The organism is Robertmurraya beringensis, from assembly GCF_042433785.1.
GTDB lineage: Bacteria > Bacillota > Bacilli > Bacillales > Cytobacillaceae > Robertmurraya_A > Robertmurraya_A beringensis.
This window is the reverse complement of the sequence record NZ_JBHLUU010000087.1, coordinates 1-10,870: the sequence shown is the minus strand read 5'-3', so window position 1 is coordinate 10,870 and position 10,870 is coordinate 1. Positions and strand designations below refer to the sequence as shown.

Sequence of the window (10,870 nt, the reverse complement as noted above, 5' to 3'; positions counted from 1 at the left end):
GGATTTGGACGGGTTACCACCTGACTTATCCATTATAAAGGACTTTTTCTTTGCACAATATAATAAAGTTGAACATTTTGAGTATTTTTAATAGTGAAATTAAATTAATGCAACACTAGTGATCTAATTTATATCCATAATTTCTCTGTGTTTATAGTATATAACAGATAAATTGAGTAAAACAACTATTTTTTAAAAGATTCTCAATTGTGTGTTAATTAAAGTTGCGCTAGTTCTTATTAAAATAAAGCATTATCAACCATTTTTTTACTTTCTTTTTGGATTCTAACACTAATTTGATTCATTACTGGACACTGGAAACATATCGTTAATTATTATATCGATCTAATTTAATTCCTATATACAAAATAAAAAAAAAACCATTCGAAGGTTTCATCCTTACAAATGGTTCATAATTCTTTTCAGTTATTTATTAGCATTGGTTAGCTCCAATATCCCTTCTCTTGGAATGACCTTAAATGCATCAGCTAAACTTTGAAGTTGTTTATCAGAAATGGTTTGTTTCTTGCCGCCTTGTGAACAAACAATTGTGTATACCTCTGCTGCTTTTTCAGCGGTTTCGATTAATCCGAACGTTTCGTCTATTGTCGTTCCTGCTCCAAATACCCCGTGGTGAGGCCATAGTATAAGTCTTGTATGTTCCATTTTCACAGCTGTCTCTTCACCAATTGCATCTGTTCCTGGAACCATCCAAGGGATAATAGAAACACCATCTGGGAAAACAACGATACATTCTGTACACATTTCCCAAAGAGTTTTTGTAAAATCTTTTTCGTCGAGACTGTGTGTAAAAGTCATTGCTAGCAAATGAGTAGCATGGCAGTGCATGATTACTCGATGGTTTGGGTCTACAGCTAAGCGTTTCATATGGTTCATTAAGTGTGTAGGTAATTCACTCGTTGCTACGCCTCCATCTTCAAAGCCCCATAGAATGTCATAATTTCGGCCATCCTCGGTGATTCGGATCAGCCCAAGATTTACGGCTGGATCATTCGTTACGTTTTTAAAATATTTTCCTGAACCAGTTACAATAAAATATCGCCCAGCTAGAGAAGAAGCATTAAAATTCATTGGTATAGTACGGACCTTTTTATTTCCATCTAGATATGGATATACTTCTTCCATTGTTAATAAATAACTAATGTTACCACCATTTCTTTCATCCCAGCCTAGACGATATAAATTAGCTGTAGCATCTTTCATTTCCTTAACAAATTTAGATTGTAAAATATCTTTATTCATTATACTCACCTGATTCTTTGTTTTTGTTTTTGTTTGTTTATACCATTATAATACACTCAGACAAAAGATAAATCAACAAAACCAAACAATATATATTTGTTTATTTTTGTTTTGTTCATAATTCTGTCAAAAACCCATACAAAAACAATCAAGTAAGAATGTACGCACGGAGGTTAGAAAGCTAATGGAAGTGCCTCCTGCTGAATCAACAGGGACACTCCCACTCCGTTTAGTATTTTTTTAATTCCTTAACAATCTCATTAATACGTTTTTCCACTTCATAAAGGTTCTTCTGCATCCTTTCACGCCGACCAGACAAGACCTGCAATTCCTGTTTCAATTCTTCTGCTTTGCTCATGACTTTCCCCTCCAGATAATGATAGAACATGACCGTTTTATTATGTGATTAACCAAGAATCCTATTAATTTGATTTGTATTCTGCCAGATAGGAATTTGGACCAGCATGCTTATATACGGTTATATATTAAATGGTTTCATTAGCACACCCTTTCAATCACACAAAAGATGGAATTAAACCACATTCATTTGGGAAACTTAGAGTTGGAGGAGGTGGTACATATGCCAAGAGTTGGAGTTGAAGAATCATTATCGAATATCACGAGCGCCCTTCGTGAAAAAGGATACGATGTAATTGAACTAAAACAAGAATCTGATGTACAAGGCTGTGAATGCTGTGTAGTTACTGGGATTGACTCAAACGTAATGGGAATGTCTGATACTAGCATTCAAGGGCCAGTAATTGAAGCAAACGGTCTTTCTGCTGATGAGGTATGTCGTCAGGTTGAGCAAAGAATGGGAAAATAAGCAGAAAACAATAGAAATCGGTTGGGAAAACCCAACCGATTTCATATTTTAACAGCTTGTTTTGTAAATAATGGGGTTAAGGCTCTTGTTTCATCCACATGTATAAAACAATCGTACCGGTCTGAAACTCTAGTTGGAACATAATTCCCTAAATGCTCTACTTCAGGATTATATACTACCCCGATGGCACGATGGCCTATGACATCATTAAACAGCTCTCTGTTATGATCATCAAACAGAAAGTATTTATTAAAAGGACCAGCTTCATGGAGTAAATACTCCCAGCTTCCCATTCTGGCATTTGGAACAGGGAGCACCTCAACCGTTCCTCCCCACTCGCGTGCAGCAATTACCGTTCCACGATGTGTACCAAAACCAACTGAATATACACTATTTCCATGTTTCTCTCTTAACAATTGGCCAACATTTACTAATCCTTCCTCCGCCATATCTGTAGCACGTGCATCTCCTAAATGGGTATTATGCTCCCACACTACGCATTTCGCCTTTTTGGGGTGTGTTGCTATGATTTTTTCAAGTGCGGTTACCATATGACCATCTCGTATATTCCAGTCATCTGGTCCCCTTTTAGCCATGGCCCGATAATATCGCTCCGCATTTAACATCACCAAGCTGTTTATATCGATATTTAACCCTTGCTCATTACTCCCATCATATTTAAACTTATTTTGTTGAAGCGTTACTAAAACATTTAGCACTTCCTCTGTACAACCTTCACCATAAAATGCGGCAGACACCGCATAGTCTTCCGCTTTTCGGTTAAATGGTTCAAAGCATTCGAAAGCTTTTTTCGCTGGTTCCACTAGAGAAGGTGACACTTTTTCTAGCTGGAAAATGATCTCATCCATCGACTCCCAAAGACTGTACACATCAATTCCATAAAAACCAACTTGGGAATGAGTCCTTTCGTTATGCTGCTTTAACCAATTGATAAAATCCAAAACTTCTTCATTTGCCCACATCCATGTCGGCCAGCGGTTAAAATGAGAAAAAGCTTCTTTTACTTCACCATCACGATAGCCCTTTACATACTCATTGACCGTAAAACAAGACGGCCAATCTCCCTCGATAGCAACAAAGGAGAAGTCCTTTTCTACTATTAATTTCTTTGTGATTTCAGCTCGAATTTTATAAAATTCACTGGTACCATGGGTTGCCTCTCCTAATAAAACATAGTCTGCTTCCCCAGCTACCTCAATTATTTCGGATAAATCTTCATAGGTGTCAAAACGAACGGAATGATTTTGAATATCCTTAATTCTTTTGTCATTAATGCGCATATGTCCCCTCCTATTATAGCTTTATATTTTCCATACAAAGATGAATAAAGCATGGAAATTCCTGCAGAACACCTATCGCATAAACAAGAGAAAATTGTCAAAGCCTATAAAAAAGGAGATGATAAGGTTGAAAAAAAATAACGAATACTTAACCAATGCAGCCAGGCAAAACCAAGTGACCATCCAAAATGGCGGTGGTTTTCCTAATTTAAAAAATATTCCTGGCGATTCCGTTGATGAGCACAAAGATCAAGAATTAGCAAACCAAATCATTACGGGAGATGAAATTAAACAACAAAACGAAAACTTATAAAAAAGCACCCCATAAGGGTGCTTTAACGAAGAGGTCAGCCCATACCTGGCTGGTGGCTTTTTAATTGCTTGTTAATTAGATCATCTCTTTCCCCGCCATCTGCTAGTTCTTCTGAAAATTCATGGGTGTTTAAACTCTTCTGTCCCACAAGCTTTGATGTACGAATGGTTTTAGGAGAAAGATTATTGTTTGGTGCCGCTTGTTCATTCCAGTCACTCATTTTCATACCTCCTTACTATTTTGTACATTTTAGGTTTCTGCGCTACACTAAAACTATGCACGAAAAATTAGAAAGAGGTGTAAATTCATGACCAATCAAGAAATTGAACAAAAGATTTCAGAACTTAAAGTGGAATATGTACAAATTCAAAACGATATTGAAAAGCTTGAAACCTTTAATCAATCTGTTGAAAAACTTGAGGGAAGGCTACAGGAAATTGAGAAAGAATTAGCCTACTATCATTCGATGGAAAAATAAGAAAAAAGTGGCTCTTTTTAAAAGCCACTTTTTTAATTTACATAAAATTATTATTGTAAACATTTAAAAGAGAAAACGACAGCCTTCGCTGCCCGTTTCTTTTAACGACGGTGTTGCACTAAGTCAATGACCCCTAAAACGACATGTGCTAAGCCGAAACCAAAAACCGTATTTGCAACCATTTTGTTGGATCCACGTTTTTGTTTCAATGCATAACCAGTAGCAGTCACAGCAGAACCTAATGCAGTTGGAATTAATCCTTCGCGTATATTCATCGCTCAAATCCCTCCACACATCGTTATTGGGTGATGTTACACCCTCCTTATTGTTCACTTATCGGATAGGTTGTTATGCTAGCAACTTTATTTTATCCAACCCTCGAAAAATTTTTCATATCCTTTTTTCATTACAGTACTAGAGAATGCACTAAACGCATAGTCTCGATTGGCGCTTGATGTTTGGCTAGGAGAATGTAATGCCATATTTACCAGCTCAAACCAATTTTTCTCATTACCAGCAAAGGAATGTGGTGCACTAATATGGTTGTAGCAAGGATGTTCAGGCTTAACTACAATCTTTCCCATAGATAGTGCCTCGGTTAAAGGCATGGCAAATGTGTCAAACTTTGAACTGCTCCAGTACACTTTGGAAGAATTCATCAAAGTAAAAACTTCGTCTTGTGAAAGAGCAAATTGTAGTTTCACATTAGAAGGGATGTCATATTTTTTCATACTTTCCCTGTATCGCTCACCCCCAAAAACCATAAATACTTCCGTTTGAGGATTTTGCTTTGCATACTCAATTACTAGATCGGGACGCCTGTTTTCTTCATCTCTTCCAATCCACAGGAGTCGATTGTTTACTACTTGGGAGGGGTCATAATATTTGGTTGCCATCTCTTCATTAAAGCCAATGGGTATAACAGTCACATCGTGAACACCAAAGTTTCTCGCCATTTCCCCTTTTAAAAATTCTGTTTGAACGATGGCCTTGTCCACAATAGAGTAAAACGGCTTCATCATTTCATATCCTGTTAATGCTGGATCTGGGAAGCTATGTGGAAATAAAACACTATTCTTTAAAAACATATTTAAAAAAGTAAAACCAGAGACTGTATAAATCACATGGTCTATATTTTGGGAATAGATTTGGTCTAAGACGATATCATAATTGACAAGGTCTCCTTTTTCATGTTCATAACCTGGAAGCCAATCATATCCACTTACATGTCTTTCAGGAGAAATAAATACGATTTCTATCCCCAGTTCTCTTGAGATATCTTTTAAACGTTCAGCAAATATTCGAGGACCTTGTGCCTCACTAAACTGTATCTTTCTCATAACTAAACCGACTTTTGTCATTTATTCCAACCCCAATACATCATTCAATAAAATGATTTTAACATATTTATAAGGCAAATTATTTTGATAAGTATCAATTACTTGCTAAAATACAACTGTTCATTATTTAGGAAAACGAAAGAAGATGATAAGTATGATTGAAAATAAAAATATCCCTCTTTCTGTATTGGATTTAGTTCCCATTGTACAAGGAGGATCTGCATCACAAGCGTTGCGTAATTCAGCCGCTCTAGCTCAGCATGTCGAATCATTAGGTTACCATCGCTATTGGTTAGCAGAGCATCACAATATGCCAGGAATAGCTAGTGCAGCCACCTCAGTCGTTATCTCTCATGTGGCTGGTCATACGTCAAAAATCCGTGTTGGTTCAGGAGGAATTATGCTGCCTAACCATGCTCCTCTTGTTATCGCAGAACAGTTTGGCACACTTGAAGCATTGTTTCCTGGCCGAATTGATTTAGGACTTGGCCGTGCTCCTGGAACCGACCAAATCACGGCTCATGCATTAAGAAGAGAGAGAAGAAGTGATGGAAACGATTTTCCTGAGCAACTAGAGGAATTACAATCCTATTTCATACCGAGTGATGATAAAAGGGTCCGTGCCTTTCCTGGAGAAGGTCAAACGGTTCCTATTTGGCTTCTTGGGTCAAGCGGTTTTAGTGCGCAACTTGCCGGACAACTAGGGCTTCCTTTCGCCTTTGCTAGCCATTTTTCTCCTTTATACACTTTACCTGCTTTGCAATTATACCGCCAACATTTCCGTCCTTCTGAAGTGTTAGACAAACCATACGCAATGGTTGCGGCAAATGTCGTTGCGGCAGATACTGGTGAAGAAGCGAAAAAACTAGCAACCAGCATGCAGCAACAATTTCTTAATCTGATTAGAGGTAACCCTGGTCAGCTTCCACCACCTGTTGATAACATGGATGAGATTTGGAGTCCGTATGAAAAGCAAACACTCATTCAGCAGTTTGGTGAACCAATAGTCGGGGACCGTGACACGGTAAAAGCAAAGCTCGAGGACTTTTTACATGACACACAAGCAGACGAATTAATGATTCATACACAAATATTTGACCACGAAGCAAGACTGAACTCATACGAGATTGTCGCAGATGCTTTAAGAAAATAATAGAAAAGGAGTAGCTATTTGAAAAGCTACTCCTTTTCTATTATATAAACCTTACAAATACATAAACTTCAGCATTGTATAGGCAGCAAGTCTTGTTGTCATATCACGAATATCTTTAGATGGATCAACTTCAACAATATCCATTGCTTTCAAATCGTACATCGTAATCACCTTTCTCTGAAAATATCATTTTTTCTGACGGAGCATCGGAATATCCACGTCTTTTTCTTTTGCCACTTCTATAGCCTTTTCATATCCCGCGTCAGCATGGCGGACAATTCCCATACCAGGATCCGTCGTTAACACACGTTGTAGTCTTTCCTCTGCTAGTTCTGTCCCGTCAGCTACAACAACCATTCCGGCATGCAGAGAATAGCCCATGCCAACACCGCCTCCATGATGAACAGAAATCCAAGAACCGCCTGCAGCCACATTGATTAATGCATTTAAAATAGCCCAATCACCTACAGTATCACTTCCATCTTTCATTGCTTCTGTCTCTCTGTTTGGAGATGCCACTGAGCCGCAATCTAAATGATCACGCCCAATAACGATTGGTGCGTTTAGCTCTCTTTTCTTCACCAACTCATTAATCGCAAGGCCCATTTTCACTCGTTCACCATATCTTAACCAGCAAATACGAGACGGAAGGCCTTGGAAACTCACCTTTTCTTGAGCCATGGTAATCCATCTTTGCAATGGTTCATTTTCAGGAAAAAGCTCTCTGATTAACTGATCAGTACGGTAAATATCATTGGGGTCCCCTGATAAAGCTGCCCAGCGAAACGGACCTTTTCCTTCACAGAACAATGGTCGAATAAAAGCAGGTACAAAGCCTGGAAAATCAAATGCGTTTGGTTCCCCTTCATCAAACGCCACCTGTCGAATATTATTACCGTAGTCAAAAGTAATGGAGCCAACTCTTTGAAACTCAAGCATTGCTTGAACATGTGACATCATAGATTTTTTTGACAAACTAATATATTTACCAGGATCCGAATTTCGAAGTTTTTGAGCATTCTCTAATGAAAGACCACTAGGAATATAACCATTAAGCGGATCATGCGCGGATGTTTGATCGGTCACTATGTCTATAGGAATCTTCTTTTGTAACAGTTTGTGATGAACATCAGCAGCGTTACCAACGAGAGCAACGGAAAGTGGTAAGCCCTTTAACTTCGCCTCCAGTGCCCAGGCAATTGCCTCATCTATGGAGTGTGTAACTCGATCACAATATTTCGTTTTGATTCTTTTTTGTATCCGCTCTACGTCAACCTCAACCGCGATACAGACTCCTCGGTTCATCGTAACTGCCAAAGGCTGAGCGCCTCCCATTCCACCCAAACCTGCAGTTAAGGTGATGGTACCCTGTAAGGAACCACCAAAATGCTGCCTAGCTAACTCAGCAAACGTTTCATACGTACCTTGTAAAATCCCTTGCGTTCCAATGTAGATCCAACTACCTGCCGTCATTTGTCCATACATCATGAGTCCCTTTTGATCCAACTCGTGAAAATGTTCCCAGTTTGCCCACTTTGGAACAATGACGGAATTGGATAAAAGAACACGAGGTGCAGCCGCATGTGTTTTGAAAACGGCTACAGGTTTCCCGGATTGAATGAGCAACGTTTCATCGTTTTCAAGCCTTTTTAACGTTTCAACGATTGCGTCAAATGCCTCCCAATTTCGAGCAGCTTTTCCAATTCCACCATACACGACAAGCTCCTCCGGTTTCTCCGCCACATCAGGATCTAAATTATTACAAAGCATGCGAAGTGCCGCTTCCTGTTCCCAACCTTTGCACTCCATTTCATTTCCTCTTTTGGCTATAACTACACGATTTTGATTAGTATTCATTGAACATATCCTCCTTTTTTGACTCAGTGTGTGGTGGTTATTTTGGAATTATTGTTCATCTTATATCCCTTTTCTTCAACCAGGCAGCCATTTCCTCAATATCTTTTGAATACACTCGATCACTATCAATTGATGGGACGATTTTTCTTACTTCTTTATAAAAAGCTAGGGTGACTGGTGCCATTTTTTCAATCCCTCTGTATTGAACGGCCTGAAGGGCACATATGCATTCAATGGCTAGGACACGTCGCACATTTTGAATAATCATATAAGCGTGCCTTGAAGCGATAGTTCCCATACTTACGTGGTCTTCTTGATTGGCAGAGGATGGTATAGAGTCTACACTTGCTGGATGGGCTAGAGTTTTGTTTTCAGAAACGAGGGAAGCTGCACAATACTGCATAATCATTGCTCCAGACTGTAATCCAGGTTGAGGACTTAAAAACGGTGGAAGGTCATTTAATCCCGGGTTTACGAGCCGTTCAATTCGACGCTCTGAAATATTAGCGAGTTCAGCCATGGCAATTTTCATAAAATCCATAGCAAACGCGATTGGTTGACCGTGGAAATTCCCACCTGATATGACCATCTGACCACCATTAAAGATTAGCGGGTTATCGGTTGCTGCATTCATTTCAATTTCGAGCTTTTCCTTTACATAATCAAGCGCTTGTAACGTCGCACCATGTACCTGAGGAATGCATCGTAAAGAATACGCATCTTGAACTCTCTTTTCACCTTGATTTGTGATAAGCTTACTTTCTTTAAGTAGCTCACACATTCTTGCAGCAACTTCTGTTTGTTGCACATATCCACGAGCCTCATGAATAGCTGGATGAAAGGCATCAATGATTCCTTCTAAACCTTCAAACGTCATAGCTGCAATCATTTCACTTTGGTAAAACAATCTCATTGATTCAATCCAATTAATAACGCCCTGCGCTGTCATTGCTTGTGTTCCATTAATTAAGGCCAAACCCTCCTTTGCCTTTAAAGAAATAGGTTGAATTCCTTTTTCTTTTAGAACGAGGTTCGCTTCATATATTCCACCTTCAAAATGCACTTGTCCTTCACCAATAAGTACGAGTGCTAAATGTGATAAAGGAGCTAGGTCTCCTGATGCGCCCAACGAGCCTTGCTGGGGTACAACCGGATGGATTCGCTCATTTAATAGGGTTTGAAGCTGTTTAATGATCTCTACCCTTACTCCTGAAAATCCTTTGAGAAGAGCATTTAGACGGAGGAGCACCATTGCACGTGAGACAATTTCTGGAAATGGATCACCCACTCCACATGCGTGAGAGCGGATTAAATTTAACTGCAAATCATTCACATCTGTTTCCGCAATCATGACATCACTAAATTTCCCAAAGCCGGTAGTAATTCCATAGATCGTTTTCTTTCTTGATACAATTTCCTCGACAGAGTATCGAGATTCCTCAACTTTCCTCATACTTGCTTCTTCTATCTCTACCGTCGCAAAGCCATAGCAAACATCCTTTACTTGCGCAAGCGTTAAGGATTGACCTGTTAACACAACCTTCATGATGCTCCCTCCACCTTCACCTCTTTAAGTGACTAACATTCAAATAATATATTCTGAAAGTTTTTATAATTCTATTGTAAGTTGGTGTTTTTAGAAAGGTCAATAGAAAATTGGTAAATTTTAGTATATTAGAATGGTAGTTTACTACTCTGATAAAGGGACAGAGCATGAAAAAACAAGAGATGCCAGCTTTACTTTTCACCTGGAATCTCTTGTTTTATTATTTTAAAATATCTTTTTTCGATCTCTTTCTTCCTTCAATAGCTCAACAGCCTCACGAAATCTTTGCGAATGAATGACCTCCCTTTCCCTTAAAAAGCGGAGTGAATCATTTAAATCAGGATCATCTGACATATCTATAATCCATTGATACGTAGCTCTTGCCTTTTCTTCTGCTGCGATATCCTCGTAGAGATCGGCAATAGGATCACCCTTTGCTTGAATATACGAAGCAGTAAAAGGAACCCCAGCAGCATTATGATAAAAGATAGCCGAATCATGATTGGCGTAATGATCTGATATACCGGCAGCCTTTAATTGCTCGGGTGTCGCATCCTTTGTTAACTTATAAATCATCGTTGCAATCATTTCTAAGTGGGCAAATTCCTCTGTTCCTATGTCTGTTAACAGACCAACCGGATTAACCCCCGAATTTTGGACAATAAATCTCTTATTCTTTCATTTCCTCAGTTTTTTATTTTATAGATTTCTTTCATTATTCTTCAAAAAGGCCATGTTGCTTGACATGGAGCCTCTGCAGGCATGATTCTCCTGCCAAGAAGCCAGCTGTTTT

Annotated in this window: 13 protein-coding genes and 1 pseudogene; 4 read left to right on the top strand and 10 right to left on the bottom strand. The window is 38.8% G+C overall.

Annotation, left to right across the window (positions count from 1 at the left end; genetic code table 11):
* Nucleotides 1-426: 426 nt before the first annotated feature.
* Both rhaD and ACFFHF_RS12605 read right to left on the bottom strand, forming a co-directional pair.
* Nucleotides 427-1,263, bottom strand: coding sequence for a rhamnulose-1-phosphate aldolase (rhaD, locus tag ACFFHF_RS12610; RefSeq protein ID WP_160547894.1), 837 nt, complete (start codon nucleotides 1,261-1,263; stop codon nucleotides 427-429).
* A gap of 229 nt (nucleotides 1,264-1,492) precedes the next feature.
* A complete protein-coding gene (locus ACFFHF_RS12605) occupies nucleotides 1,493-1,621 on the bottom strand; it encodes a hypothetical protein (RefSeq protein WP_340903379.1) in 129 nt (42 codons plus the stop codon).
* A 222-nt stretch (nucleotides 1,622-1,843) separates the two neighbouring features.
* Between ACFFHF_RS12605 and ACFFHF_RS12600 the strand changes: the two genes are divergently transcribed.
* Nucleotides 1,844-2,089: a YkuS family protein gene (locus tag ACFFHF_RS12600; RefSeq protein WP_160547893.1), complete on the top strand. Its 246-nt coding sequence runs from the start codon at nucleotides 1,844-1,846 to the stop codon at nucleotides 2,087-2,089.
* Between the two features lie 41 nt (nucleotides 2,090-2,130).
* Here the strand turns inward: ACFFHF_RS12600 and ACFFHF_RS12595 are convergent, their stop codons facing one another.
* Nucleotides 2,131-3,390 (bottom strand): erythromycin esterase family protein, encoded by a 1,260-nt coding sequence (locus tag ACFFHF_RS12595; protein ID WP_377058298.1) that lies wholly within the window; start codon nucleotides 3,388-3,390, stop codon nucleotides 2,131-2,133.
* 127 nt (nucleotides 3,391-3,517) lie between these two features.
* On the opposite strand from ACFFHF_RS12595, the gene ACFFHF_RS12590 reads away from it, so the two are divergent.
* A complete protein-coding gene (locus tag ACFFHF_RS12590) occupies nucleotides 3,518-3,703 on the top strand; it encodes a hypothetical protein (RefSeq protein ID WP_160547891.1) in 186 nt (61 codons plus the stop codon).
* Between the two features lie 34 nt (nucleotides 3,704-3,737).
* Here the strand turns inward: ACFFHF_RS12590 and ACFFHF_RS12585 are convergent, their stop codons facing one another.
* A complete protein-coding gene (locus ACFFHF_RS12585; protein WP_160547890.1) occupies nucleotides 3,738-3,923 on the bottom strand; it encodes a hypothetical protein in 186 nt (61 codons plus the stop codon).
* Between the two features lie 87 nt (nucleotides 3,924-4,010).
* Here ACFFHF_RS12585 and ACFFHF_RS12580 point away from each other — a divergent pair, with 87 nt between their 5' ends.
* Nucleotides 4,011-4,181, top strand: a complete 171-nt coding sequence (locus ACFFHF_RS12580) for an SE1832 family protein (RefSeq protein ID WP_340903376.1) — start codon at nucleotides 4,011-4,013, stop codon at nucleotides 4,179-4,181.
* Nucleotides 4,182-4,282: 101 nt separating this feature from the next.
* Here the strand turns inward: ACFFHF_RS12580 and ACFFHF_RS12575 are convergent, their stop codons facing one another.
* Both ACFFHF_RS12575 and ACFFHF_RS12570 read right to left on the bottom strand, forming a co-directional pair.
* Entirely contained in the window at nucleotides 4,283-4,456 is a 174-nt protein-coding gene (locus tag ACFFHF_RS12575) for an asparagine synthase (RefSeq protein WP_160547889.1), read from the bottom strand.
* An 87-nt stretch (nucleotides 4,457-4,543) separates the two neighbouring features.
* Nucleotides 4,544-5,542 (bottom strand): glycosyltransferase, encoded by a 999-nt coding sequence (locus ACFFHF_RS12570; protein WP_160547888.1) that lies wholly within the window; start codon nucleotides 5,540-5,542, stop codon nucleotides 4,544-4,546.
* A gap of 133 nt (nucleotides 5,543-5,675) precedes the next feature.
* Between ACFFHF_RS12570 and ACFFHF_RS12565 the strand changes: the two genes are divergently transcribed.
* Nucleotides 5,676-6,674: an LLM class flavin-dependent oxidoreductase gene (locus ACFFHF_RS12565; RefSeq protein WP_340903375.1), complete on the top strand. Its 999-nt coding sequence runs from the start codon at nucleotides 5,676-5,678 to the stop codon at nucleotides 6,672-6,674.
* Nucleotides 6,675-6,725: 51 nt separating this feature from the next.
* On the opposite strand, the gene ACFFHF_RS12560 is transcribed toward ACFFHF_RS12565, so the two are convergent.
* From ACFFHF_RS12560 to ACFFHF_RS12545, 4 genes and pseudogenes are all read right to left on the bottom strand, one after another.
* The gene (locus tag ACFFHF_RS12560; RefSeq protein WP_340903374.1) at nucleotides 6,726-6,836 is read right to left on the bottom strand and encodes an arginase family protein; all 111 of its coding nucleotides are present in this window, start codon (nucleotides 6,834-6,836) and stop codon (nucleotides 6,726-6,728) included.
* 24 nt (nucleotides 6,837-6,860) lie between these two features.
* Nucleotides 6,861-8,531: a urocanate hydratase gene (gene hutU / locus ACFFHF_RS12555; RefSeq protein WP_340903373.1), complete on the bottom strand. Its 1,671-nt coding sequence runs from the start codon at nucleotides 8,529-8,531 to the stop codon at nucleotides 6,861-6,863.
* A 55-nt stretch (nucleotides 8,532-8,586) separates the two neighbouring features.
* On the bottom strand, nucleotides 8,587-10,077 hold the full coding sequence (hutH, locus tag ACFFHF_RS12550; protein WP_340903372.1) for a histidine ammonia-lyase: 1,491 nt from the start codon (nucleotides 10,075-10,077) through the stop codon (nucleotides 8,587-8,589).
* A 225-nt stretch (nucleotides 10,078-10,302) separates the two neighbouring features.
* Nucleotides 10,303-10,713, bottom strand: a pseudogene (locus ACFFHF_RS12545) (manganese catalase family protein); the annotation flags it as partial.
* Between the last annotated feature and the right edge of the window lie 157 nt (nucleotides 10,714-10,870).